The sequence below is a fragment of the Aquirhabdus sp. genome (assembly GCF_046462495.1).
GTDB lineage: Bacteria > Pseudomonadota > Gammaproteobacteria > Pseudomonadales > Moraxellaceae > Aquirhabdus.
This window is the reverse complement of the sequence record NZ_JBKGVE010000012.1, coordinates 103,658-128,815: the sequence shown is the minus strand read 5'-3', so window position 1 is coordinate 128,815 and position 25,158 is coordinate 103,658. Positions and strand designations below refer to the sequence as shown.

Sequence of the window (25,158 nt, the reverse complement as noted above, 5' to 3'; positions counted from 1 at the left end):
GACATGAGCAATATCAAGACCCTGAACTTCGACGCCGTGATTGTTGGTGGCGGTGGTTCAGGTATGCGTGCTTCATTACAACTTGCACGCGCAGGTCTTAAAGTTGCGGTTTTAACGAAAGTATTTCCAACCCGTTCGCATACAGTTGCTGCCCAAGGCGGTATTGGTGCAAGTCTGGGGAATATGGATGAAGATAATTGGCACTACCACTTTTACGATACCGTAAAAGGTGGCGACTGGCTCGGCGATGAAGATGCAATTGAGTTCATGACGCGTGAAGCACCAAAAATGGTGTATGAGCTTGAACACATGGGTATGCCATTTGACCGTAATGCTGATGGGACGATCTATCAACGTCCATTCGGTGGTCATAGTTCAAACTATGGTGAAAAAGCTGTGCCACGTGCATGTGCTGCCGCTGACCGTACTGGCCATGCACTCTTGCATACGCTTTATCAAAAAAATCTCGAAATGGGTACTCAGTTCTTCGTTGAATGGATTGCGCTCGATTTGATTCGTGATGATGAAGGCGAGGTGCTGGGCGTCACCGCGATCGATCAAGAAACCGGTACTGTGGGTGTATTCCAAGCCAAAGCAACCCTGTTTGCAACGGGCGGTGCAGGTCGTATCTATGCGGCATCAACCAACGCTTACATCAACACGGGTGATGGCTTGGGTATGGCTGCACGTGCAGGTATTCCATTGCAAGATATGGAGTTCTGGCAGTTCCACCCAACGGGTGTGGCGGGTGCTGGTGTACTCTTGACAGAAGGCTGTCGTGGCGAGGGTGCGGTACTGCGTAACAAAAACGGCGAGCCGTTTATGGAGCGTTATGCCCCGACATTAAAAGACTTGGCGCCACGTGATTTCGTATCGCGTTCGATGGACCAAGAGATTAAAGAAGGTCGCGGTTGTGGTCCTCGCGGTGATTATGTACTGCTCGATATGACTCATTTGGGTAAAGAGCGCATCATGAAGCGCTTGCCATCAGTTTTTGAAATTGGTAAGAAATTTGCCAACGTCGACTGTACCAAAGAGCCAATTCCTGTCGTTCCGACAATCCATTACCAAATGGGCGGTATCCCGACAAATATTCATGGTCAAGTGGTTGTGCCTAAAGACGGCGAGCCGAACGTGGTCGTGAAAGGCTTGTATGCGATCGGTGAATGTTCATGTGTGAGTGTGCACGGTGCAAACCGTCTGGGCACCAACTCACTACTTGACTTGATCGTATTTGGTAAAGCGGCTGGGGATCACATCACTGAGACTGTGCGTAATTCGTCAAGCGATTACAAGCCACTGCCGTCACATGTACTGCAACGCAGCATGGGTCGTATTAACAAGTTGCAAGAGTCTACACAGGGTGAAAATGCACAAGACGTCGCGGATGCAATCCGTGCGGTTATGCAGACTCATGCTGGCGTGTTCCGTACTCAAGCACTGATGGATGAAGGTGTACAACAGATTCTGGCACTGGAACCTCGTGTTAAAAATATCCATCTGGCAGACAAGTCACAAGTCTTCAATACGGCACGTATCGAAGCGCTTGAAGTTGAAAACTTGTTTGAAGTGGCTAAAGCAACCATCGTTTCTGCTGCAGCACGTAAAGAGTGCCGCGGTGCGCATACTGTCGTCGACTACGAATATCCAGCGGATCATCCCACGATGGCCAATGGTCGTAACGATGAAGAGTGGCGTAAACACACGCTGTGGTACTCTGCCGACAACCGTTTGGAATACAAGCCTGTACGCACGAAGCCGTTGACTGTTGATCCAGTCCCACCTAAGCCACGTACGTTCTAATCAGGAGAATATCGAGATGAGTCACGGAATCCGTACTTTTGAAATCTATCGCTATGATCCTGATAAGGATAAAGCACCCTACATGCAGACTTTTCAGATTCAGTTAGAAGAAAGCGACCGTATGTTGCTGGATGCGCTGATCAAACTGAAGAAGCAGGATGAGACCTTGTCGTTCCGTCGCTCATGCCGTGAAGGTATTTGTGGTTCTGACGGCATGAACATCAATGGCAAAAATGGTTTGGCGTGTTTGCAGAACTTAAATGATCTGCCTGCTAAAATCGTATTGCGTCCATTGCCTGGTTTACCAGTGATTCGTGATCTGGTTGTGGATATGACACAATTTTATACCCAGTATGAAAAAGTTCGCCCATATCTCATCAACGAACAGCCTGCTCCGCCGACTGAGCGCTTACAATCTCCTGAAGACCGTGAAAAGTTGGATGGCTTGTATGAGTGCATTCTGTGTGCATGCTGTTCCACATCATGCCCATCATTCTGGTGGAATCCTGATAAATTCTTAGGCCCATCTGCGTTGCTCCAAGCGTATCGCTTTATCGCGGATACACGTGATAAAGACACAGCAAAGCGTTTGGCTGATCTGGATGACCCATTCAGCTTATTCCGTTGCCGCGGCATTATGAACTGTGTTTCGGTTTGTCCGAAAGGGTTAAATCCAACCAAAGCGATTGGACATATCCGTAATATGATCTTAGATCAAGCTGGTTAATTGGCTGGAAGATAAAAAACGCACCTTCTTTGGTGCGTTTTTTTGTTTTAACGGCTAATTTGCAGTCAAAAGCTAGTAATATTTCTTATCTTAATATCAGCTATAGTTCAAAAAAATCCAGTGAAGGTTGTGATGCGTGATAGCATTTTCAACCATGAAATTTAGGCATTGAGCCGCTAATTTGATGAGCAAACATGAGGTTAGTTTGCTCAAGGTGTGAGCGGTATTTTAATGTAAGAGTTTATGAGAAGTCATATTCGCCAAATGGGCTGTATGTAGATACCGCCTCTTTTGCCAATCTGACTTGTAAAAAAATGTCCATCCTAGACTGGACTGTTTAAAAGTGGTGGTTTATCCAAATGGTTTTTTTTTGGATGCTGCACGAATGGGGTTTCTCGTCTACAAAAACTAACGTAAAACGTGAGTTTGGATGTGGTGAGAAGTGCGCGTTTGGCTTAGTCTAAGCAGTGCATTTGAAATTCTTTTTTCGAATGTTTTGCTGGTAAAAGCACTTTTGCGAATACTGCTTTTTCATGTGTTGGGTCGCAGTGGTCGCAGTTCCAGTGGTAAGACATGTTTAGGCGCAGTGTTAGGGAAGAAATTGGTTTTCCTTAGGATTGTAATAGTTAGATTAGTAGTGATTTAAAGACGAGTAAACTCATGCAAGAGGCACAGATGCAGCGAGCGGATACCGAGCTATCCGGAGAGAACGCAGCCTATATCGAAGAACTCTATGAGCGCTATCTGACCGATCCCAGTTCGGTCAGTTCAGATTGGCAAACACTGTTTGACCAATATCCTAAAGGCGATCAGCCGCATAGTAATGTCATTGAACAATTTGTCCTGCTGGCACGCAACTCAACGCGTTTGCAGCCTATGGCTCAAAGTTCAGTCAGTACCGATCACGAAAGACGTCAAGTCGGTGTATTGCAACTCATCGCAGCGTATCGTAACCGTGGACACCAAAAAGCAAACTTAGATCCTTTGGGTTTGATGGAACGTCAGCATGTGCCTGATCTGGATCTGGCGACTCATGGTTTGTCCCGTTCTGATTTTGATACGACTTTCCAAACGGGTAATCTGCGCATTGGTAAGTCTGAAGCCACGCTCGGTGAGATGGTTACCGCAATGGAGGCGATCTATTGTAGTTCTGTCGGTGCTGAGTATATGCACATTGTTAATACCAAAGAGCGCCATTGGCTGCAACAGCGTTTAGAAGGTGCACGCGGTATTCCACAATTTTCAGATAAAGTTAAAATTGGTTTGCTGGAGCGTTTAACCGCTGCTGAAGGATTAGAAAAATTGCTCGGCAGTAAGTATGTCGGTGCAAAACGCTTTGGTCTGGAAGGGGGCGAGAGCTTTATTCCGATGGTCAATGAGATTATTCAACGCGCAGGTTCTGTCGGCACACGTGAAGTCGTGATTGGTATGCCGCACCGTGGTCGCTTGAATATGTTGGTGAATATTTTAGGTAAGAATCCTGCGGACTTATTTGGTGAATTTGAAGGCAAAACCTTTAATAAAAAAGGTTCGGGCGATGTGAAATATCACCAAGGTTATTCAAGTAATGTCATGACGCCTGGCGGTGAAGTGCATTTGGCGCTGGCATTTAATCCTTCCCACTTGGAAATCGTGAGTCCTGTGGTTGAGGGTTCGGTCCGTGCACGTCAAGTACGTCGCAAAGACATCGGTGGTGATGCGGTGATTCCAATTATTGCGCATGGTGATGCTGCTTTTGCAGGTCAAGGCGTGGTGATGGAAACCTTCCAGATGTCACAGACTCGTGCATATACCACAGGCGGTTCGATTCATATTGTTGTGAACAATCAAGTTGGTTTTACAACCAGTCGTCAAGATGATGCGCGTTCTACAGAGTACTGTACTGACGTTGCGAAAATGGTTCAGTGTCCAATTTTCCATGTCAATGGTGATGATCCAGAAGCAGTTCTGTTTATTACCCAACTGGCTGTCGACTACCGCATGCAGTTCCACCGCGATGTGGTGATTGATTTGTTCTGTTATCGTCGTCGTGGTCATAACGAAGCGGATGAACCATCAGCGACACAGCCTCTGATGTATCAAGTGATCGCAAAGTTACCCACCACACGCACTCTATATGCCGACAAGCTGGTTTCAGCGGGTGTGATTAGTCGTGCTGATGCAGATCAAATGATCGAAGATTATCGTGACGCACTCGAGAAAGGTGAACACGTGGCAAATGCTTTGGTTGGCGAACCAAACAAAGCATTATTCATCGACTGGAAACCTTATTTAGGTCATACCTTGGTTGATGACTATAACACTGGTGTTGATATAGATACGCTCAAAGCATTAGGCACGCAAATGAATCTGCTGCCAGATGGTTTTGTATTGCAGAAGCAAGTTCAAAAAGTGATTGATGATCGTTTGAAAATGCAGACTGGTGAGTTGGCGTTGAATTGGGGTGCTGCTGAGACGCTAGCATACTCGACACTACTTAATGAAAACTTCCTTGTCCGTTTAACCGGGCAGGATGTAGGGCGTGGAACATTCTCGCATCGTCATGCTGAGTTATACAATCAAGTCAACGGTGAGATGTATGTGCCGCTTGAACATGTGAAACCTGATCAAGCCCGTTTTGCACTGTATGATTCTTTCTTGTCTGAAGAAGCCGTCTTGGCATTTGAATATGGCTATGCGACGACGATTCCTGATGGTTTGATTATTTGGGAAGCGCAATTTGGCGACTTTTTGAATGGTGCTCAGGTTGTTGTAGATCAATTCATCTCCAGCGGTGAAACCAAGTGGGAGCGTGTTTGCGGTCTGACTTTGCTGTTACCGCATGGCTATGAAGGGCAAGGACCTGAACACTCTTCTGCACGTTTAGAGCGCTTCTTGCAATTGTGTGCTGAAGACAACATGCAAGTCTGTACACCTACATCTCCTGCGCAAATCTTCCATTTGCTTCGTCGTCAAGCAGTGCGTCCAATCCGTAAGCCGTTGGTGATTATGTCGCCGAAGAGCTTACTACGTCATAAGCTTGCAACATCAACGCTGTCCGAACTGGCTACGGGTAAGTTTGAGACCGTGATCGATGAGATTGATGCGATTGATAAGACTGCGGTCACACGCGTTGTGCTGTGTGGTGGCAAGGTGTATTACGATTTGCTTGAAAAACGTCGTGAGTTGAACTTAACTGATGTTGCTATCATTCGTGTTGAACAGCTTTATCCGTTCCCAGCCGCACGCTTAGGACAAACACTTGCTGCTTATCCCAATAATAAGCAAGTGGTCTGGTGCCAAGAGGAGCCACAAAATCAAGGTGCATGGTCTTTCCTCGCACCGCTACTTTACCCAGTTGTATATGAAGTTAAAGCAGGCACACCAGTGCGCTGCGCATCACGTCCTGCATCTGCTGCACCAGCATGTGGTTCAGCTTATTTACATGCAAAACAACAAACATCACTGGTTGCAGCCGCACTCGGTATAGACGAAGAATCTGAAGGAGCAACATCTAATGGCCACTGAAATTAAAGCCCCGGTTTTCCCTGAATCAGTTGCAGACGGAACGGTTGCTGCATGGCATAAAAAAGTGGGTGAAGCGGTTAAACGCGATGAAGTTTTGGCAGATATCGAGACTGACAAAGTTGTTTTAGAAGTTGTCGCCCCTGCTGATGGCGTTTTATCGAGTATCATCAAAAATGAAGGCGATACCGTACTATCCGGTGAAGTCTTGGCTCAGTTTGATGCCGGCGGTGCTGCTGCACCATCAATCCCTGCTCATCAGGAGCCTGCACAAGCAGGTGCAATGCCGATCAGTGAACGTGATCCAGCGGTGAACCCTGTCGTGCCAGACAGCGCGCCGCAAACACAAGCGGCTCAGGATCAAAGTCCTGCCGTGCGCAAAGCGGTGACTGAGAACAACATCAATCCTGCTGATATCGAAGGTTCAGGTCGTGGCGGCCGTGTAACCAAAGAAGATGTGGTTGCACATGTTGCTGCGCCTAAGGCAGCACCTGCTGCGGCTACACCGACTGCGACAGCCGTGTCTCTTGCAGTTGGTGAGCGTGTTGAGAAACGTGTACCTATGACCCGTTTACGTCAACGTGTTGCTCAGCGTTTATTGTCAGCAAGTCAAGACACAGCGATGTTGACGACTTTCAACGAAGTTAATATGAAACCGATTATGGATATGCGTAAAGCGTACGGTGATCGTTTTGAAAAACGTCATGGTACCCGATTAGGTTTCATGTCTTTCTTTGTTAAAGCAGCCACTGAAGCACTAAAACGTTTCCCAGCAGTGAACGCTTCACTTGATGGTAACGACATTGTTTATCATGGTTATTACGACATCGGTGTTGCGGTGTCTTCTGACCGTGGTTTGGTTGTGCCAGTCCTGCGTGATACGGATCGCATGAACCTTGCGGAAGTGGAAAAGAATATCATTGACTATGGTACTAAGGCACGCGATGGCAAATTGGGTATCGATGATATGACTGGCGGTACATTCACCATTTCCAATGGTGGTGTCTTCGGTTCATTACTGTCGACGCCAATTTTAAACCCGCCCCAAACTGCAATTCTCGGTATGCACAAGATCCAACAGCGCCCAATGGCGGTTGATGGTCAAGTTGTGATTCTGCCGATGATGTATTTAGCACTGTCATATGATCATCGTATGATTGATGGTAAAGAAGCGGTGAGCTTCCTAGTGACATTGAAAGATTTAGTCGAAGATCCAGCATTACTATTGTTGGATCTGTAAGGTTGCTTTTGGCCTGATGCGTTGGCATCAGGCATGGATTTCAAAAGTGTTTTGTAGGTTGCCTTGCTGGGAGCAGACATTTACAAAACACTTGAATCCTTTTTTTTGAAAACAAGTCGATCCTTGATTTCAAAAAAGAAAAATGCAGCAAAACCTATAGAGGATAGAATAGATGTCAAAGCAATACGATCTCGTGGTCATTGGTGGTGGTCCTGCAGGCTATGAAGCAGCCATCCGTGCGGCTCAGTTAGGTATGAAAGTTGCCTGTATCGAAAAGCGCGTTCACAAGGGCAAGCCATCATTGGGCGGTACCTGTTTAAATGTGGGTTGTATTCCATCAAAAGCACTTTTAGATTCATCGCATCGTTATGAAAGTACGATTCATGATTTAGGCGCTCATGGGATTACAACTGGCGATGTTGCGATTGATATCACGACGATGGTTGCTCGCAAGGATAAAGTGGTTGATCAGTTGACCAGTGGTATTGCTGCGCTTTTTGTCGGTAATAAAATTGAATGGCTGCAAGGTACGGGTAAATTGCTCGCCGGTAAAAAAGTTCAATTTACACCACTTGATGGTGGCGAAGTTCAGACACTAGATGCAACCAATGTCATTTTGGCATCTGGTTCAGTACCGGTAAATATTCCTGTTGCTCCCATCAATGAGCAAGAAATTGTCGATTCTACTGGCGCACTGGATTTCACTACCGTACCTGCCACACTGGGTGTGATTGGGGCGGGCGTGATTGGCCTTGAGTTAGGCTCAGTATGGCGTCGTTTGGGTTCTGAAGTTGTTGTGTTTGAGGCTTTAGATACGTTCTTGCCAGCAGCCGATAAAGCGGTTGCCAAAGAAGCGCAGAAAATTCTGACCAAGCAAGGGTTGGATATTCGTCTCAATGCTAAAGTCACTGCAACGCAAATTGCCGATGGCAAAGTGACTGTAAACTACAATCAAGCTGGTGAAGATAAAGTTCAAGTCTTTGATAAGTTGATTGTATGTGTAGGTCGTAAAGCCTACGCAGCCGATCTACTTGCTGACGATAGTGGCATCAAGTTGACAGAGCGTGGCTTGATTGATGTCAATGATCAGTGTCTGACTTCTGTCGAAGGCGTCTATGCGATTGGTGATTTGGTGCGTGGCCCAATGCTTGCGCATAAAGCAATGGAAGAGGGTGTCATGGCGGTTGAGCGTATTCACGGTCAAGCGGCTCAAGTGAACTATGACACAATCATCAGCGTCATCTATACCAGCCCTGAGATTGCATGGGTCGGTTTAAGCGAAGAAGCTGCGATTGCCAAAGGTCATGAAGTCAAAACGGGTCAATTCTCATTTGCCGTGAATGGCCGTGCACTGGCATCCGGTGATACCGCTGGATTTGTGAAGTTTGTTGCAGATGCGAAGACAGATCGTTTGCTCGGTATGCATGTCATTGGTGCAAGTGCAGGCGATATCGTACATCAGGGCATGATTGCACTTGAATTTGTCTCCAGCATTGAAGATTTGCAGTTGATGACTTTTGCTCATCCAACCTTGTCAGAAGTTGTGCATGAAGCGGCATTGTCAGTTGATGGCCGTGCTATTCATGCGATCCAACGTAAACGCAAAGCATGAGATTGTAATGATAGGCGACCTTAATTGGTCGCCTCATTATTTTTGATATTTCGTTGTGTGTTGTTTTACCGTTTTTAAAGCTATGAAGCCTTAGTGTCGTATAGACGTAGAGTCAAAAGCAAATTCCTCTGATTCTGAGTGTTTTTTCAGATATTCGGGGTAAGTGGATTTTGCTTTTATTGTAATTTTAACCAGCGCTGCTTATATAGCTTCTTATACAAGCATGCAGCGCAAACTAAATGAAGGGTGTCGCATGAATTTGCATGAGTACCAAGGCAAACAAATATTTGCCAAGTATGGATTACCAGTAAGTACTGGTTTAACCGCAAGAACTCCAGAAGAAGCACGTGCAGCAGCTGAGAAATTGGGTGGGCCGGTTTGGGTAGTTAAAGCCCAAGTTCACGCAGGTGGCCGTGGTAAAGCGGGTGGTGTAAAACTGGTTAAGTCTGTCGATGAAGTTGTTGCTTTTGCTAAAGCACAATTAGGCACACGTCTTGTAACCTTTCAAACTGATGCGAAAGGTCAACCTGTTGATATTATCTATATCGAAGAACCTACTGATATCGCACGTGAATTATACCTCGGTGCTGTTGTTGATCGTGCAACGCGCAAGATCGTATTTATGGCGTCAACTGAAGGTGGTGTGAACATCGAAGATGTGGCACATGACACTCCAGAAAAAATCTTGAAAATGGTCATCGATCCACTGATCGGTGCACAAGCCTATCAAGGTCGTGAACTTGCAAAAGCCCTTGGTCTTGATGCAAAACAAACACGTCAGTTTGCGGATGTATTCCAAAAGCTTGCAAAACTGTTTGTAGAAGAAGATCTGGCATTGCTTGAAATCAACCCATTCGTGGTTAAAACCGATGGCACCCTGCATTGCTTGGATGCGAAAATGGTGATCGATGGCAACGCATTATTCCGTCATCCTGACCTGAAAGCGATGGATGATCCATCACAGGTTGATGAGCGTGAGCGTCGTGCTGCTGAGTTTGAACTGAACTATGTTGCACTTGAAGGCAATATCGGTTGTATGGTCAATGGTGCAGGTCTTGCGATGGCAACCATGGATTTGATCAAACTTAAAGGTGGTCAACCAGCTAACTTCCTCGACGTAGGTGGCGGCGCGACGAAAGAGCGTGTGACTGAAGCATTCAAAATCATCCTTTCTGATGACGCTGTAGAAGCGGTTTTGGTTAACATCTTCGGCGGTATCGTAAGTTGCGCCATGATCGCTGAAGGGATTATTGCTGCGGTGAAAGACGTGGGTGTAAAAGTGCCTGTTGTCGTTCGCTTAGAAGGTAACAACGCAGAACTCGGCGCAAAAACATTGCGTGATTCAGGCTTAAACATCATCTCTGCAACATCATTGAATGACGCTGGCGACCAAGTCGTTAAAGTTGTAGCAAACGGCGCAGGAGCATAATCATGAGCGTATTGATCAATAAAGACACTAAAGTGATTTGCCAAGGGATCACTGGTTCACAAGGCACATTGCATACCAAGCAAGCGCTGGAATACGGCACAAAAATGGTTGGTGGCGTAACACCGGGTAAAGGTGGCACAGAGCATTTGGGTCTACCTGTTTTTGATACGGTTAGAGATGCCGTTGAAGCGACTGGTGCAACCGCTTCTGTGATTTACGTGCCAGCAGCGTTCTGTAAAGATTCAATCCTCGAAGCAGTTGATGCAGGGATTGAACTGGTTGTTTGTATTACTGAAGGTGTACCAACTATCGACATGCTCTATGTCAAAGAATACATCTTACGTAAAGGCGGCGTACGTCTGATCGGACCAAACTGCCCAGGTATCATCACACCAGGCGAATGCAAAATTGGTATCATGCCAGGATTCATTCACTTGCCAGGTAAAGTCGGTATCGTATCCCGTTCAGGTACGCTGACTTATGAAGCTGTTAAACAAACGACTGATCTCGGGTTTGGTCAATCAACCTGTATTGGTATTGGTGGTGATCCGATCCCAGGTATGACCTTTATCGATGCGTTGACTTTGTTCCAAGCTGATCCACAAACTGAAGCAATTATCATGGTTGGTGAAATTGGCGGCTCTGCAGAAGAAGAAGCCGCTGAATTCATCAAAGCGCACGTGACCAAACCTGTTGTGTCTTACATTGCTGGTGTGACTGCACCTGCTGGTAAGCGCATGGGTCATGCGGGTGCGATCATTTCTGGTGGTAAAGGTACTGCAGATGAGAAATTTGCTGCACTACAAGCTGCTGGTGTGAAGACCGTTTCTAACCCAGCTTTGCTCGGTCAAGCATTGGGTGAGCTAACAGGTTGGATTAAATAATCTGATTTGTTTTGCTTCAATAAAAAATGGATGCTTCGGCATCCATTTTTTATTTTGAATTTTCAAAACGCATTAACATTACAAAATGGACGCATATAGCGTCCATTTTTCATTCATATCATCGGTGTTTTCAGAAGTCTTAGGACTTGTGAAAGTATCGATGTCATGAATTATTGCTGAGGGGCAGAAGTCGTTGCGCCTGCATCAGCGCCTGCACCAACAGAGCCTGCTGGGGTTTGAACACCTACATTCGCAGATCCACTGGTCGATGCGGCGGGTACTGGGTCAGCACTTGGCGCTGGAGCAGTCGTAGTGATGCTACCTTTGAGGGTATCTGAGGTTGATGTCGGTGGCGTAATCGCAGCAGCGACTGGAGCAGCCGCACCAGCCGCACCTGAGACTACACCGCTTGACGTAGCAGTTACACCGCCAGTTGCTTCTTCAGCGCTTGCTTTTGCTTTTTCGGCAGCAGCTTTACTTGATTTGGTTACTTTATGTTTTGCATGCTTAACCGCTTTGGTCACTTCGCCTGTAGCATCAGTTGAAGCATTTGCAGAGGCATCAACACTTGCGCCAGCAGCATGTGCAAAAAGCGGTAAACTCAAACTTACAGCAAGAACAGACAGACCCGTCATCGTTTTAAACGTGTTTTTCATGGTAATACTCCAAATGAACCTTTAAATGATGTACTCGAATTGATGAGCACATTTCGTAGGTGGAGCTCAGAATAGCCGCGTAGAACACTGAGTTTTGTCTTAAAAAGTCGTGACTTTCGTCAAGTTATGAGTGTTTTTATGAAAGGTGTGTCAATAAAGAAGCAGAAACAGGTGTTTGATATTTCTTATGGGAGTTTTTTGTAAAATTACTGATAACTAAGTCACTTTATTTTTAAGTAAATTTAATATTTATAAATAAAATCATTGTATTACAATGTAATTTATTTTTAGGAATGAATAAGTTTTAGCCTGCCTCATACCGAGAATTTTATTTTTCTACCTCGATTTAAGACCAAAGGAGATAATTTGCGTGCTGGTTACTCTGCAGTACTGACTATCAATTTTATGTTGAACTCTGGGCTTGAAGTCATCAAAATGATCAATGAACTTCAATAGATAAGGATAAAATGATTATGACGGATATTGCCCAGAATTTGAGTATTCACACCCAAGATAACCAGCCTTCAGGCCTTTTATCACTACAAACAGTGGCGATGCCTGCTGATACCAATTGGTCGGGGGATGTTTTTGGCGGTTGGTTAGTGTCTCAGATGGACTTAGCTGGTGCAGTTTATGCGCGTCTGCACTCAAAAGGACGGGTAGTTACCGTATCTATTGATAAAGTCGTTTTTCATGCGCCTGTGAAAGTGGGCAGTATTTTGGCGTGTTATACCAAAATGCTACGAATCGGCAATACATCCATGCAGATGCTGATCGAGGTCTGGGAAATTCATGACGACAAGCTAGATGCCCGAAAAATGACAGATGGTATTTTTACTTTTGTTGCGATTGATAATGATGGGGTGAAACGCAAGGTTCCACCGCTTTTTGAGTAGTCTATTTGATCGTAAATATTATGAATGAATAGCTAGACAACTGCGGTTTTGGTCTTAAGCCGCAGTAGAGATATTGCTTGCGAGTTTTGCCAGTGTTTCATCAATCAATTGACGAGTTTCGGGGACACACATGCCGCAGCATGTACCGACGTCGAGTTCATCACGTACTTCACGAAAACTTTCACAGCCGTTTTCTACGGCTTGTTTAATGGCTTTGTCAGTCACTGCACGGCAGAGGCAAACGTACATATAGGTTCTCTAAGCTGGTTAAGATCGGAGTATCAGTCCCATGCTTTATGGCAAGAGAGACTTGGATAAAGCCTCAAATGGGAATACCTCTATTATTGATAATTATTCTCAAATGTCAAGTGTTATTGATCGTAGAATGGTTCTTGTTCCGATAAGTGGCAAAACGTGGCTATTTAGTCGTAGGTGAGTGAGCCGCAGTTACACGCTATGCGCCCCATTCCTTGAGGCCACGGCGTCCTTCTTGCACAAAACGTGAATGCTTTACCCCCCAAAGAAAGAGCCCACCAATGAGCTTTCCCAGTATGCCGACAGGGCGCCGAAACTGGATGAGTAGTACGACTCGAATTTCATCAGTGTCGTTGCGGACTTCATGCTGGAAGACATCATCAAACACCAGCGCTTTGCCTTCTTGCCATCCTACATGCTGATCAACAACGCGAATCTGACATTTTCCTGTCTCTTTGGGCACGGTGAGACCTAGGTGGCAAGTAATAATTGCTTTGGTAACACCGGTATGCGTTGGCAGGTGCGTATGAGGAGCAAGGATTGAAAAAAAAGCGGAGTTGAGGCCAGGAATATCCTTAACGAGCTCGGTGGTAAGTGGGCAAATTTGGCAGTTCCCATCGACACGGTATCCATAACCATATAGAAAGAAAGCGCGCCATTTTCCTGCAGGGGCTATCCGGCGGTGATCTGGAGATATCGTAGCAAGCGGGGGGACGGTATTCAGATCTTGCAGTGCAGCATCAGCTTCTTTCTTGATTTCAGTCCATTGCGCTTCCAATTGAGTAATCCATGGAAAGTCTCGTGGCTTATAGAAAGGATGATTGCCAATTTTGGAGGAATTGGCCACGATGCCATTGACCCATGGCTGTATGCGTTTCCCGAGTCGCATAATTAGGGGTCTTTTGGGAACCATTGCGGAACTGGGAGCATTCGGTGTAGTTGATTCTGGTGAGTTTTCTAGCTGCATTGATGAGTCCCCTATAATTATAAAAAAGATGTAATAGTTATTCAGACCTCTAGGCTAAATCCTGTAGCACTGAGGTTCTATTTATAGAGATATTAAGCGATTTAGGGGTTTTAGGAATTAAGAAATCGAAAAATATTCATTCAATGGATTTGAGTGATAAGTGAATGGATATTCGTAGGTTAAAGTCTTCGTAACAGATGACTTTTGATATAAAACTTGCTAAAGTCCTTGCCTTCCATTTTTCATCCCATGCGTAGGGGAGTCGATGGAAGTTTCTTGATTTCTGCGTGTTTTTAAATGTGGATTTTAAGCACCAAATCTTTCTTAAATTTAATCTCGCGGTGATATGACCTTTAGTACAGGCCATCACTCCCCAAGGATCTCGTTATGTCTAGTTCTTCAAATATCATTATCACTCTACCCAATGGCGATCAAAAACAATTTGATCAGCCCGTATCGGTTATGGATGTCGCTCAAAGCATTGGCGCGGGTTTAGCAAAAGTCACCCTCGCTGGCCGTGTGAATGGCAAGCTGGTCGATGCATCGGACCTCATTCGTGAGAATGCAACACTGCAAATCATCACCCCTAAAGATGAAGAGGGGCTTGAGATTATTCGCCACTCAACCGCGCATCTGGTCGGTCATGCCGCGAAGCAGTTATTTCCCGATGTCAAAATGGTGATTGGTCCTGTTATTGAAGAAGGTTTCTATTACGACATCTATAGCGAAAAGCCCTTTACATTAGATGATGTTGCTTTAATCGAAGCGCGCATGAAAAAGCTTATTGATGAAGATTATGACGTCATCAAAAAAATGACACCGCGTGCGGAAGCGATTGCGGTATTTGAGTCTCGCGGTGAAGAGTATAAATTGCGCTTGATCAATGATATGCCCAACGAAACTGAGATGGGCTTGTATTATCATCAAGAATACGTCGATATGTGCCGTGGTCCTCACGTACCGAATACTCGTTTTCTCAAAGCCTTTAAACTGACAAAGTTGTCAGGTGCATATTGGCGCGGTGATGCGAAGAATGAACAACTTCAACGTGTTTACGGGACTGCCTGGGCGGATAAAAAACAGCTTGCAGCGTATATCACTCGTATCGAAGAAGCTGAAAAGCGCGATCATCGTAAGATTGGTAAGGCGCTTGATCTATTCCACATGCAAGAAGAAGCACCGGGTATGGTGTTTTGGCACCCCAATGGCTGGACGATCTATCAGGTCCTTGAACAATACATGCGTAAAGTTCAGCAAGATAATGGCTATCTCGAGATTAAAACCCCTCAAGTCGTTGACTTGGTGTTGTGGGAAAAATCTGGACATGCCGCAAACTATGCTGAAAACATGTTCACAACCCATTCAGAAAATCGCAACTATGCCGTCAAGCCAATGAACTGTCCTTGCCATGTGCAGGTGTTCAATCAAGGTTTGAAATCCTACCGTGATTTACCGTTGCGTTTGGCCGAGTTTGGTTCTTGTCATCGTAATGAGCCATCGGGTTCATTGCATGGCATTATGCGCGTGCGCGGCTTTACCCAAGATGATGCGCATATCTTCTGTACTAAAGAACAGATCGGTGCAGAAGTTGCTGATTTTATTGCGTTGACTTTAGCCGTTTACAAAGACTTTGGCTTTGACGAAGTGCAAATGAAGTTATCGACTCGCCCTGCTAAACGTGTGGGTGATGATGCCCTTTGGGATTTGGCAGAAAAATCCTTGGCAGATGCTTTGGATGCCGCAGGATTGAAGTGGGATCTGCAGCCGGGTGAAGGGGCGTTCTATGGCCCGAAAATTGAATTTTCACTGAAAGACTGCTTAGGTCGAGTCTGGCAGTGTGGTACAATTCAGTGTGATTTCAATATGCCTATGCGTTTGGACGCGTCATTTGTCACCGAAGATAACCAACGTGACCATCCGGTAATGCTTCATCGTGCGATTTTAGGCAGCTTTGAGCGTTTTATTGGTATACTGATCGAACATTACGCAGGTTTGATGCCACCATGGTTAAGCCCAGTGCAGGCATGTGTGATGAATATCACCGACAGTCAAGCTGATGCGTGCCGAGAAATCGTCAAAAAACTGAGTCAACAAGGCATTCGTGCTATAAGTGACTTGAGAAATGAAAAAATCGGCTTTAAAATCCGCGAGCGCACTTTAGAGCGTGTCCCGTATCTTTTGGTATTGGGTGATCGCGAAGTTGAAGAGGGTACGGTTAATGTTCGTACTCGTGGTGGTAAGAATTTAGGAACGATGACCATAGAAGCATTCGTGGCATTAGTTCAATCCGCCGTTGCCGAACGAGGCAGGCATATTTTGGAGCAAGAGTGAACAAACCCGAACCACGTAGCCCGCAGGGTGCAAAAGGCAGTCGCCCTGCAATCAACAGTGAAATCGAAGCCGCACAAGTTCGGTTAGTCGATGAAAATGGCGAACAAAAAGGCATCGTTTCTTTAGCTGAAGCAATTAGTGCAGCAGAGGCGGTACAGCTTGATTTGGTTGAAATTGTTGCCAATGCTGAGCCACCTGTTTGTAAAATCATGGACTACAACAAGCATTTGTTTGATATCAAACAAAAGCAAAAGGATGCGCGTAAGAAGCAGCACCAAGTCCAAGTGAAGGAAATCAAGATCCGTCCAGGCACAGAGGAAGGCGACTATCAAGTTAAGTTCCGTGCAATCGAGCGTTTCTTGGAAGACGGTGACAAGGTGAAGATTACGTTGCGTTTCCGCGGTCGTGAAATGGCTCACCAAGAAATTGGTCTGAAGCAATTGCAACGGATCGAAGCTGATGTCGCTGAGATTGGTATCGTTGAGCAAGCGCCGAAGATGGAAGGCAAACAAATGGGTATGCTAATCGGTCCTAAGAAGAAAAAATAATCTTCTTTGAGATGATGAATTAAAAAAAGCCTCGCAAGTGATTGCGGGGCTTTTTTATTGTGCTTTCATATCCGGTTTAAATCTGTTAATCGTGGTATTACTTCATAATCAGAGATGATGATTGATGTCTTATCGTTCATGTACGTTGAGTTGTTTTTAGGAGGGTGGTTTTGATGCGTATACCCATCTATCAAGTAGACGCCTTTACCGCACAGCAGTTTAAAGGAAATCCTGCAGCGGTAATGCTACTGGGTCATTTTTTGGATGATGAGATTCTGCAAGCGATTGCAGCCGAAAATAATCTAGCTGAAACGGCGTTTTTAGTCGCGGATGGAGCCGATTATCGCCTGCGTTGGTTTACGCCGAATGTTGAGGTGCCGCTGTGTGGCCATGCGACACTCGCGAGTGCGGCAGTTGTGATGGAAAGGCTAGAGCCGGGTCGTCAAGAGGTGATCTTCCACTCGGCAAGTGGTCCATTGAGAGTGAGTAAAACAACTATAGGCTATGTTTTGAATTTTCCTGAACGTCCTTCTGAATGTATTCCGACACCAAGGGGATTGGCTGAGGCCTTGGGTGTGATACCCATTGAGGTCTATTCAAATGCCTTTAATTACATGGCGATTTTAGAGAGTCTCGAGATTCTAAAATCGCTTACTCCAGATATGGCGGCGCTTGCACGTTTGGATCGTAATGGTGTGATTGTGACGACCTTGGGCGATGAGACCTTTGATTTTATCAGCCGCTATTTTGCACCAGTCAAGGGTATTCCAGAAGATCCAGTGACGGGAGCCGCGCATTGTATGCTGGTTCCATACTGGGCGAAGCGTTTGGGTAAAAGCGAGTTTCGCGCTTATCAAGCCTCTAAACGCGGTGGGGAAGTCTTGTGCCGGTTGGTGGGTGATCGGGTCGAGCTAGAAGGCGCGTGCGTGTTTTATTTAGAAGGGGAGGCAAGTCTATGACGACTTATTTGGGTGCTTGTCATTGCGGTTCGGTAAAATTCAGTATCAATTCAATGATCACTGAGCTGACGACATGTGATTGTACGTTGTGCCAGATGCGAAATGCAGTTATGGCAAGGGTGCCGGAGCAGAGTTTAAAAGTCATTGAGGGTGAAAAATTCTTGACGCTTTATCAATGGAATACGTTTCGAGCAAAGCATTATTTTTGTAGTCAGTGCGGTATTTATGTCTTTCATCGTAAACGTGCAATGCCTGATCATTTTGGCATTAACGTTTTTTGTCTGAAGGGCTTTGATATGACATCAGTCGTTGTTCGAGCAACTGATGGAGCCAATATGACTTTGGTCAATTCATAATTCAATACTTATTGAACTGGGTAAAAGTTTGGTTATTCAAATTTTACATCTGAAAACCATGCTTTTTTCCAGCGTTCTATTTTGTCCTCAGTAGATAATCGTTTAGGGGACACTGAAATTTCGGGCAGGCAATCTGCACGATCAGAGAGTGCTTTTACATTGATCGTGGCGTAGTGCCCAGCTTCCGATTTGAAGCTTACGCCTGCGACAACACCACAGATCTTGCAAATCAAAAAATCGGCAATGGCATCACCCTGACGGTAGCGACTTAAAGCATCCTCATCCTTGATGGTAATGACGAGTTTGCCATGAGGGTCTGAGAGATAAGATGCGCCATGAGTCATACAAAAGTCGCAATCGCATGCACGCGGTTTATAGGCGTTGAGCGCTTTGGAGAGTTCCACGGTCAGTTTGATATTGGAGCAATGGCAGCCACCGGCATACACATATGACTTCGTGCCCATGAAGCGGTTTCTCTGATGAATGTGGTGGCTCAGAATAATATCTGAGCGGGAAGGAGAGCTGATCGTTTTAAGAATTAATCGGCATACATCGGTTTATTATCATTCAACCATAATACGCCTTTCACCAGGCGATAGATAAACCAAATACAGTTGGCGGCCAAAATCACCCAACCCACCAGAATGATCAGTGTGAAGAATCCGATCACCGTCCAGAGCACACTAAACCAAAATGTACGGATTTGCCAACGGTAGTGACTGGCTAGCCAAGTATTCGCGACATCATCTTTCTTAATATAGTTCACGATGATCGCGACGATGCACGTAATCCCGACTAGAAAAGATGCGGCGTAAAGTCCATAGATGATCATGGTCAATGACTTGGCGTCTTTCATTTTTTCATCGATATCTGGGGTGATGTCCATCAAACCTTACTCCATACAGCCGAAGATTTTTGAATCTGTTGTAAACATGATTCATCGTTTATTTATAGAGTATTTTTCGAGATTAAACAAATTTTTTCAGATCGTTAAAACTATTTCGAAAATCGTCATGATGTGAGTGACCTATTCTATTGTTATAAAAAAGCCCCATAAGGGTATGAGGCTTTTGTCGTCATTCAACTCTTTAGCGAGTGGTATATCCACCATTGGCGAAAATAGTCTGACCGGTAATCCACCATCCTTCAGAAACAAGAAAGCGAACTAGAGGTGCGATGTCCTGAATTTCGGTTAAGCCGCTTTTAGTTCGGCTGCTGAGTGCTGCGGCAGTGGCGTGATAAGCCGCCGACTCTTTGGATTCGGCTGGATAGAAGAAAGGAGTATCCATCGGGCCGGGTCCGACGGCATTGACTGAGATGCCCCGTTCGCCAAATTCTTTAGAGGCGGCTCGGGTGTAATGTTCAATGGGTGCTTTACTGCCGGGATAGACCGCATAGAAAGGGGTGTATGCAGCAAGGAGTGAACTGACGATCGAGACAATCCTGCCATTGTCAGCCAGTTTTTTGCCCGCTTCTTGAATGAAGAAGAATGCTGCTTTGGAGTTCACTCCAAACATAATGTCGTATTCCGCTTCGGTCACATCCACGATCGGTTTCTTGATCACCATACCTGTGGTGTTGATCGCGATATCAATATGACCAAAGGCTTTGATGGCTTCATCAAAGAGTTTGGTGACATTTGCCACTTGCGTTAAATCGCCTTGTACCGCAATGGCATTACTACCTAAGGCTTTTACTGCGGCAACAGTTTCTTCTGCGGCGGCACGTGTTGCATCACTGTTGTAATGTACTGCTATGGCTTTGGCACCATGGGCAGCAAGGTCACGGGAAATAAGACCACCGAGATTTTTGGCACCGCCTGCGACGATGACCACTTTTCCTGTTAATGAATGTTCAGACATGTGGGGGTTTCCTTGATGATTTAAACCGAATGGTTTAAGCAAAGATAATGATTTTATTTATTCAAATAAATGTCATAATAAAAATAGACTATTTATAAAATTGATCTAATAGGTGGTTGCTGTGGATCAGCTACAAGCAATGCAGGTATTTGTCCGCGTGTGTGAGAGTGGGAGCTTTACTCATGCTTCCGATGTACTCGGTATCTCGCGTGCTGCAGCATCAAATGCGATTCAGCAATTAGAGGGCCAATTGCAGACACGCCTCTTGAATCGCACGACACGGCATGTACAGTTAACCGCGGATGGTCAAACCTATTTCGAGCGGTGCATACGGTTGCTTGCAGACTTTGCTGAGACACAGGTTTTATTTCAGCAATCGGATCAGAAGCCCCACGGCAAACTTCGCGTCGACGTTCCGAGTCGGATCGCGCGCTGCGTGATCGTGCCAGCGCTCCCAAATTTTTTTGAGCGCTATCCTGATATAGAGTTGCAACTGGATGTGACGGATCGTCAGATTGACTTATTTCGCGAGGGAGTCGATTGTGTTGTCCGAGGTGGTCAGTCGCAGGATCATAATCTGATTTCTGTGAATCTTGGGATGCTTGCTCAATCTAATTGCGCAAGTCCGAGTTATATTGATCATTATGGTCTGCCTCTGGCGATTGAAGACTTAGAGAGGCATTGGATGGTGAGTTATGCCTCGCCGTTAACTGGGCAAGTCTATGATTGGGAGTATCAGCGGAACGGCATCTTAAAAACGATCAGCCTGAAGAGCCGTCTGACTGTAAACAATGTTGAGGCTTATATTGCCAGTGCCATCGCAGGTTTAGGCCTCATTCAAATTCCCAGTTACGACGTAGCGGCTGAGATTAAACAAGGCATGCTGATGCCTGTATTGTTGGACTTTCCGCCCGATAAGCTACAACTGAATATACTTTATCCCCGCTGGCGACAATTATCTCAGCCTGTAAAGGTATTTACAGCATGGATGCGTGAGCAGTTTGCATTGCGTATGGTCTAGCATATCGTATCGTTTTCTGACTGACGTTAGAGTTAGACATGTTTTGTTTTCAATAAAACATTGAAACTGACGGCTAATTCACGCAGGATTAGGTTTTATTTTAATTTGCTTTTTTTTGAGGCTGCTTTAATGTCCGTTCATTCACTTTTTGGCCCATCGTTACGTTTACCTATTATTGCTGCACCGATGTTTTTGGTTTCTGGTTTAGAACTTGTGCAGGCGTGTTGTCATGCAGGGATTGTGGGTTCATTTCCAGCGGCAAATGCACGTACTTTAGATGATTTACGTGACTGGCTGACTCAAATGCAGGCTTTTCAAAAGACGCATCCGAATGCGGCGCCTTATGCAGTGAATATCATTCTGCTGGACAAAATGAATGATCGTAAAGAAGAAGAGTTAGCGCTGGCTGAAGAGTTTCAAGTTCCCGTGCTGATTACTTCAGTGGGTGATCCAACGACCACCGTGCAACGGGCTCATGCATGGGGTGGCAAAGTGATTCATGACGTGGTATCGATCCGCCATGCACAAAAAGCAGCGGCGGCTAAAGTAGATGGTTTGATTTTAGTGACGAGTGGAGCAGGTGGGCATACAGGTCCACTTAATCCTTTTGCGTTTATTTCACAAATTCGTGAGTTCTGGGATGGTTTATTGATTGTTGGTGGCTCGGTGTCTAATGGTCAAACTGTACGCGCGCTTGAAGTGGTTGGTGCTGATATGGCGTATATTGGCTCACGTTTTATTGCGACCAATGAGTCGATGGCTCAGCAGGAGTATAAAGATATCTTGGTATCGAGCGAAGCTGCTGATGTGATTTTAAGCCCAGTATTCTCAGGCGTTCCTGCACATTATTTAAAGCCTTCGATTGCACGTGTAGGGCTTGATCCTAATCACTACACCGCTGAAGAAGTAAAAGAGAAAAATATCAAAGCGTGGCGTGATGTATGGAGTGCTGGACATGGGGTTGGCTCGATTCACGATATTATTCCTACAGCGGAACTGGTAGATCGCCTAGAAGCGGAATATCGTCAAGCGGCAGCTAAACCGGCGTTTTAAGCATTTTATTCGCTTTGGTGAGGGTGTTTATGCCATGATTTTTGCATAGACATCTTTTATATTTTAGTTTTAATACGATTGATCAATGCGGATGTTGATAGTGAAGGTAAATGTTTTATGGTGACTACGGCGTTAACGGATGCACGCGCACATCGCGTTTTTTTGACTTTATTCTTGGTCATCATTGGCGTGTATTTATTGGTTGCAACAGTGACTTATACGCCTTTTGATCCAGGTTGGACGCATCTGTCCAGTGATACCCAAAAAGTGACGAATGCAACGGGTGTTGCAGGCGCTTGGCTTGCCGATTTACTGTATGGATTCTGGGGTCGTGCAGCTTTATTTTTACCTTTCTTGGTTCTGATTGAAGCATTGCAACTGTGGTATCCCCATAGCTTTGTTCAACGTCCGTTCCGTTTAGCGGGTGAACTGTTTCTGATGGTCATCGCTTCAGCATTGTTTACCCTACATGGTGTTGAACCTTCTGACTCCTTGCAGAATGCCGCGGGCGGTATTTTGGGTTTTGAGGTCTCTCAGCACTTGCTTGCTATGATGCCTTTGGTTCTTGTGACCATCATTTTAGTTGCGTTATTTGTGGTGATATTTACCTTCTCTTTTGGTGTCGCTTGGGGTAAAACCTTTGATGCTGTCGGAGAAATTCCGCTATTGCTGAACGAATTATTTTATCGTAATGAACCTGAAGAGGCGCCAGCAAAAGCTGCGAAATCTACTGGAGTGCCCGTAGTCGCGGCAGCGCCCCTAGTGGAAGTGAAGGCAGAAGCATCTCAACCTTTGGCTCAAACACCTGTGAGCTCTTCTCCTGTCGTAATGAATGCGCCAGTTTCTGCGGCTCAATCAAGCGAACCTCAGACTTTTGCTGAGGTTATGGCAGCTGCTCAAAGTGCAGCAATTGCTAAATCTGTTGCGGCGAGTTCTATGCCGATAAAGACTCCAGAAGCTGCCCAAACTCAACATAGCCACGCTATGGTAGGAACTGTTGTAACCCCGGCAACTGCACTAGCACCCTCTGTTGCTGCGGAACGCATTGCACCAACGTTTAATTGGGAAGATGACTTCTTTCACCGTGCATTGGATGTGATTCCTGTAGAGGAAGAAGGGGAGGTACTGCATGAGGCCGTATCTAAGACATCCTACGTTCAACCTGTGAATCCATCGCCGCAAATTTTGCAGCCTATTGTGGAATCTCAGCTTCGACCTGAAATTCCACAACTGGATCAGGAGATCGAAGAACCGGTTGCATTTAGCCCAGCGGTGGCTGAATCGATTGTTTCACCGCGTGAAGATTTTGCAGCATCTGTTGTAGAGCGACCATTAAATACTTCTTATGTGCCTCCAGTGCAAACGTCAGTTACGCCAATGCAAGCTGCTACGGCTAAGCCTGAAAATTGGGATGCACCGTTAACGGATGCTTATGGTCGTCCGATATCCCGTGCGATGCAAACGGTACAACACCGTGCTGAGTTGAGCCCACTGCCAAGTCTAGATTTGCTAGAACGTCCTGATCTCAGCCGTAAAACGAGTTATACCCCTGAACAGTTGGAGCGCTTGTCTCGTCTGCTTGAGATCAAACTTAAAGAGTTTGCGGTCGTCGCACAAGTGATTGAGGCGCAGCCGGGTCCTGTTGTCACGCGCTTTGAGCTTGAACTAGCACCTGGGGTGAAGGCATCGAAAGTAACCAATATTGCCCGAGATTTGGCGCGTTCACTGTCTATGGCTTCTGTCCGTGTGGTAGAGGTCATTCCCGGCAAGCCTTATATCGGGATTGAAGTACCTAATGCGACGCGTGAGATGGTACGTCTGATTGAACTACTTGAGACGCCGACTTATCGTGATCCGAAATCCTTGATCAGTATGGCAATGGGTAAAGACATTGCTGGTCGTCCGGTTTTAACCGATCTTGCCAAAGCGCCGCATATGCTGGTTGCGGGTACGACGGGTTCAGGTAAATCAGTTGCGATTAATGCCATGCTTCTGTCCATGCTAATGAAATACACGCCAGCTCAATTGCGTCTGATTTTGATTGATCCGAAGCAGTTGGAATTGTCCAACTATAATGATATCCCTCATCTCCTGACTCCGGTGGTCACGGACATGAAGGATGCCGCGAGCTCACTGAACTGGTCAGTGGGTGAAATGGAACGTCGTTATAAACTGCTTGCATATATGAAGGTGCGTAATCTTGAGGCGTTCAATCAGAAAGTCACTGAAGCGATAGAGCGCGGTGAAGATCTGTTGGACCCGCTGTGGAAACCTGAAGACAGTGCACTTCAGCAACGAGCACCACGTCTGAAAACCATGCCAATGATCGTGGTGGTTGCGGATGAGTTCGCAGATATGATTATGCAGGTCGGTAAGAAGGCCGAAGAGCTGATTCAGCGTCTGGCGCAAAAATCACGTGCGGCAGGGATCCATTTGATTCTGGCGACTCAGCGCCCTTCGGTCGATGTGATCACCGGTTTGATCAAGGCGAATATTCCAACCCGTGCTGCACTGCGTGTAAATAGTAAGGTGGATTCGCGGACAATTCTGGATGAGGGTGGTGCAGAATATTTGCTGGGTCATGGCGATATGTTGTTCCTTGCACCGGGTAAAAATGAACCTGAACGTGTCCATGGCGCATTCATTAGTGATGATGAGGTGAACCGGATCTGTGATGCATGGCGTGAGCGGGGTAGTCCTGATTATGTCGATGATATCTTGAATGCCTTTGATGAAGATGCCCCGAGCAAAGGTGGCGGTTATGACTCATCCGAAGGTGATCCTGAGCGTGATCCTGTCTATGATGATGTGCTGGCGTTCATTATGGAAACTAAGAAAGTCTCTGCTTCAGCAATCCAGCGTAAGTTCTCACTCGGTTACAATCGCGCTGCACGGATTGTGGACGCGATGGAAGCCGCAGGCGTGGTGAGTCCGATGCAGTCCAATGGTAAGCGAGAGATTTTGTTATAAGGGTGGACGAGAGTAATTCTGCACTTTCATTTAAAAAAGACTCATTCAAATTTGAATGAGTCTTTTTTTATGTGTGTTTTACAGT

21 protein-coding genes are annotated in these 25,158 nt (G+C 45.8%); 15 read left to right on the top strand and 6 right to left on the bottom strand.

Annotated elements, in window-relative coordinates:
• Window positions 1–3: 3 nt before the first annotated feature.
• The 7 genes from sdhA to sucD all read left to right on the top strand — a co-directional run bounded on the left by sdhA (window position 4) and on the right by sucD (window position 11,199).
• Entirely contained in the window at window positions 4–1,803 is a 1,800-nt protein-coding gene (gene sdhA, locus ACLHG7_RS14970; RefSeq protein ID WP_410212041.1) for a succinate dehydrogenase flavoprotein subunit, read from the top strand.
• 16 nt (window positions 1,804–1,819) lie between these two features.
• Complete coding sequence (locus ACLHG7_RS14965; RefSeq protein WP_114898257.1) at window positions 1,820–2,530, top strand: succinate dehydrogenase iron-sulfur subunit; 711 nt, start codon at window positions 1,820–1,822, stop codon at window positions 2,528–2,530.
• A 660-nt stretch (window positions 2,531–3,190) separates the two neighbouring features.
• Window positions 3,191–6,037, top strand: a complete 2,847-nt coding sequence (locus ACLHG7_RS14960) for a 2-oxoglutarate dehydrogenase E1 component (RefSeq protein WP_410211785.1) — start codon at window positions 3,191–3,193, stop codon at window positions 6,035–6,037.
• Window positions 6,027–7,274 carry a 2-oxoglutarate dehydrogenase complex dihydrolipoyllysine-residue succinyltransferase gene (odhB, locus tag ACLHG7_RS14955; protein ID WP_410211784.1) on the top strand — a complete coding sequence of 416 codons (1,248 nt, stop codon included), beginning with the start codon at window positions 6,027–6,029 and terminating at the stop codon, window positions 7,272–7,274. Before ACLHG7_RS14960 ends, odhB begins: the two co-directional genes overlap by 11 nt.
• A 172-nt stretch (window positions 7,275–7,446) precedes the next feature.
• Window positions 7,447–8,886 (top strand): dihydrolipoyl dehydrogenase, encoded by a 1,440-nt coding sequence (lpdA, locus tag ACLHG7_RS14950; protein ID WP_410211783.1) that lies wholly within the window; start codon window positions 7,447–7,449, stop codon window positions 8,884–8,886.
• A gap of 253 nt (window positions 8,887–9,139) precedes the next feature.
• Window positions 9,140–10,315 (top strand): ADP-forming succinate--CoA ligase subunit beta, encoded by a 1,176-nt coding sequence (gene sucC / locus ACLHG7_RS14945; protein WP_410211782.1) that lies wholly within the window; start codon window positions 9,140–9,142, stop codon window positions 10,313–10,315.
• 2 nt (window positions 10,316–10,317) lie between these two features.
• Entirely contained in the window at window positions 10,318–11,199 is an 882-nt protein-coding gene (gene sucD, locus ACLHG7_RS14940) for a succinate--CoA ligase subunit alpha (protein WP_114898262.1), read from the top strand.
• Window positions 11,200–11,369: 170 nt separating this feature from the next.
• On the opposite strand, the gene ACLHG7_RS14935 is transcribed toward sucD, so the two are convergent.
• The gene (locus ACLHG7_RS14935) at window positions 11,370–11,855 is read right to left on the bottom strand and encodes a hypothetical protein (protein WP_410211781.1); all 486 of its coding nucleotides are present in this window, start codon (window positions 11,853–11,855) and stop codon (window positions 11,370–11,372) included.
• Window positions 11,856–12,328: 473 nt separating this feature from the next.
• Here ACLHG7_RS14935 and ACLHG7_RS14930 point away from each other — a divergent pair, with 473 nt between their 5' ends.
• Entirely contained in the window at window positions 12,329–12,751 is a 423-nt protein-coding gene (locus ACLHG7_RS14930) for an acyl-CoA thioesterase (protein WP_410211780.1), read from the top strand.
• Between the two features lie 54 nt (window positions 12,752–12,805).
• Here ACLHG7_RS14930 and ACLHG7_RS14925 read toward each other — a convergent pair whose 3' ends face one another.
• Together ACLHG7_RS14925 and ACLHG7_RS14920 are read right to left on the bottom strand one after the other, a co-directional pair.
• Window positions 12,806–13,000: a bacterioferritin-associated ferredoxin gene (locus tag ACLHG7_RS14925; RefSeq protein WP_114898266.1), complete on the bottom strand. Its 195-nt coding sequence runs from the start codon at window positions 12,998–13,000 to the stop codon at window positions 12,806–12,808.
• 205 nt (window positions 13,001–13,205) lie between these two features.
• A complete protein-coding gene (locus ACLHG7_RS14920) occupies window positions 13,206–13,973 on the bottom strand; it encodes an aspartyl/asparaginyl beta-hydroxylase domain-containing protein (RefSeq protein WP_410211779.1) in 768 nt (255 codons plus the stop codon).
• 387 nt (window positions 13,974–14,360) lie between these two features.
• Between ACLHG7_RS14920 and thrS the strand changes: the two genes are divergently transcribed.
• The 4 genes from thrS (at window position 14,361) to ACLHG7_RS14900 (ending at window position 18,167) form a co-directional block, all read left to right on the top strand.
• A complete protein-coding gene (gene thrS, locus ACLHG7_RS14915; RefSeq protein WP_410211778.1) occupies window positions 14,361–16,304 on the top strand; it encodes a threonine--tRNA ligase in 1,944 nt (647 codons plus the stop codon).
• A 50-nt stretch (window positions 16,305–16,354) separates the two neighbouring features.
• Window positions 16,355–16,852 carry a translation initiation factor IF-3 gene (gene infC / locus ACLHG7_RS14910; protein ID WP_210009526.1) on the top strand — a complete coding sequence of 166 codons (498 nt, stop codon included), beginning with the start codon at window positions 16,355–16,357 and terminating at the stop codon, window positions 16,850–16,852.
• Between the two features lie 173 nt (window positions 16,853–17,025).
• Window positions 17,026–17,811: a PhzF family phenazine biosynthesis protein gene (locus ACLHG7_RS14905; protein ID WP_410211777.1), complete on the top strand. Its 786-nt coding sequence runs from the start codon at window positions 17,026–17,028 to the stop codon at window positions 17,809–17,811.
• The gene (locus ACLHG7_RS14900) at window positions 17,808–18,167 is read left to right on the top strand and encodes a GFA family protein (protein ID WP_410211776.1); all 360 of its coding nucleotides are present in this window, start codon (window positions 17,808–17,810) and stop codon (window positions 18,165–18,167) included. Before ACLHG7_RS14905 ends, ACLHG7_RS14900 begins: the two co-directional genes overlap by 4 nt.
• 32 nt (window positions 18,168–18,199) lie before the next feature.
• Here ACLHG7_RS14900 and ACLHG7_RS14895 read toward each other — a convergent pair whose 3' ends face one another.
• The 3 genes from ACLHG7_RS14895 to ACLHG7_RS14885 form a co-directional block, all read right to left on the bottom strand.
• Window positions 18,200–18,631: a hypothetical protein gene (locus tag ACLHG7_RS14895; RefSeq protein ID WP_410211775.1), complete on the bottom strand. Its 432-nt coding sequence runs from the start codon at window positions 18,629–18,631 to the stop codon at window positions 18,200–18,202.
• 74 nt (window positions 18,632–18,705) lie between these two features.
• A complete protein-coding gene (locus tag ACLHG7_RS14890) occupies window positions 18,706–19,053 on the bottom strand; it encodes a DUF4870 family protein (protein ID WP_410211774.1) in 348 nt (115 codons plus the stop codon).
• Between the two features lie 202 nt (window positions 19,054–19,255).
• Window positions 19,256–20,029, bottom strand: a complete 774-nt coding sequence (locus ACLHG7_RS14885; RefSeq protein WP_410211773.1) for an SDR family oxidoreductase — start codon at window positions 20,027–20,029, stop codon at window positions 19,256–19,258.
• A gap of 121 nt (window positions 20,030–20,150) precedes the next feature.
• On the opposite strand from ACLHG7_RS14885, the gene ACLHG7_RS14880 reads away from it, so the two are divergent.
• From ACLHG7_RS14880 to ACLHG7_RS14870, 3 genes are all read left to right on the top strand, one after another.
• Window positions 20,151–21,050 carry a LysR family transcriptional regulator gene (locus tag ACLHG7_RS14880; RefSeq protein WP_410211772.1) on the top strand — a complete coding sequence of 300 codons (900 nt, stop codon included), beginning with the start codon at window positions 20,151–20,153 and terminating at the stop codon, window positions 21,048–21,050.
• 129 nt (window positions 21,051–21,179) lie between these two features.
• On the top strand, window positions 21,180–22,103 hold the full coding sequence (locus ACLHG7_RS14875) for an NAD(P)H-dependent flavin oxidoreductase (protein WP_410211771.1): 924 nt from the start codon (window positions 21,180–21,182) through the stop codon (window positions 22,101–22,103).
• 117 nt (window positions 22,104–22,220) lie between these two features.
• Complete coding sequence (locus tag ACLHG7_RS14870) at window positions 22,221–25,073, top strand: DNA translocase FtsK 4TM domain-containing protein (RefSeq protein ID WP_410211770.1); 2,853 nt, start codon at window positions 22,221–22,223, stop codon at window positions 25,071–25,073.
• Window positions 25,074–25,158 lie beyond the last annotated feature (85 nt).

Coding starts and splice junctions, on each gene's coding strand:
- ACLHG7_RS14965 (WP_114898257.1), top strand. CDS start 1,820: ATGAGTCACGGAATCCGTACTTTTGAAATCTATCGCTATGATCCTGAT.
- ACLHG7_RS14935 (WP_410211781.1), bottom strand. CDS start 11,855: ATGAAAAACACGTTTAAAACGATGACGGGTCTGTCTGTTCTTGCTGTA.
- ACLHG7_RS14870 (WP_410211770.1), top strand. CDS start 22,221: ATGGTGACTACGGCGTTAACGGATGCACGCGCACATCGCGTTTTTTTG.
- ACLHG7_RS14900 (WP_410211776.1), top strand. CDS start 17,808: ATGACGACTTATTTGGGTGCTTGTCATTGCGGTTCGGTAAAATTCAGT.
- ACLHG7_RS14885 (WP_410211773.1), bottom strand. CDS start 20,029: ATGTCTGAACATTCATTAACAGGAAAAGTGGTCATCGTCGCAGGCGGT.
- odhB (WP_410211784.1), top strand. CDS start 6,027: ATGGCCACTGAAATTAAAGCCCCGGTTTTCCCTGAATCAGTTGCAGAC.
- ACLHG7_RS14930 (WP_410211780.1), top strand. CDS start 12,329: ATGACGGATATTGCCCAGAATTTGAGTATTCACACCCAAGATAACCAG.
- ACLHG7_RS14890 (WP_410211774.1), bottom strand. CDS start 19,053: ATGGACATCACCCCAGATATCGATGAAAAAATGAAAGACGCCAAGTCA.
- ACLHG7_RS14960 (WP_410211785.1), top strand. CDS start 3,191: ATGCAAGAGGCACAGATGCAGCGAGCGGATACCGAGCTATCCGGAGAG.
- sdhA (WP_410212041.1), top strand. CDS start 4: ATGAGCAATATCAAGACCCTGAACTTCGACGCCGTGATTGTTGGTGGC.
- sucD (WP_114898262.1), top strand. CDS start 10,318: ATGAGCGTATTGATCAATAAAGACACTAAAGTGATTTGCCAAGGGATC.
- ACLHG7_RS14920 (WP_410211779.1), bottom strand. CDS start 13,973: ATGCAGCTAGAAAACTCACCAGAATCAACTACACCGAATGCTCCCAGT.
- thrS (WP_410211778.1), top strand. CDS start 14,361: ATGTCTAGTTCTTCAAATATCATTATCACTCTACCCAATGGCGATCAA.
- ACLHG7_RS14875 (WP_410211771.1), top strand. CDS start 21,180: ATGTCCGTTCATTCACTTTTTGGCCCATCGTTACGTTTACCTATTATT.
- sucC (WP_410211782.1), top strand. CDS start 9,140: ATGAATTTGCATGAGTACCAAGGCAAACAAATATTTGCCAAGTATGGA.
- ACLHG7_RS14895 (WP_410211775.1), bottom strand. CDS start 18,631: ATGGGCACGAAGTCATATGTGTATGCCGGTGGCTGCCATTGCTCCAAT.
- ACLHG7_RS14905 (WP_410211777.1), top strand. CDS start 17,026: ATGCGTATACCCATCTATCAAGTAGACGCCTTTACCGCACAGCAGTTT.
- lpdA (WP_410211783.1), top strand. CDS start 7,447: ATGTCAAAGCAATACGATCTCGTGGTCATTGGTGGTGGTCCTGCAGGC.
- ACLHG7_RS14925 (WP_114898266.1), bottom strand. CDS start 13,000: ATGTACGTTTGCCTCTGCCGTGCAGTGACTGACAAAGCCATTAAACAA.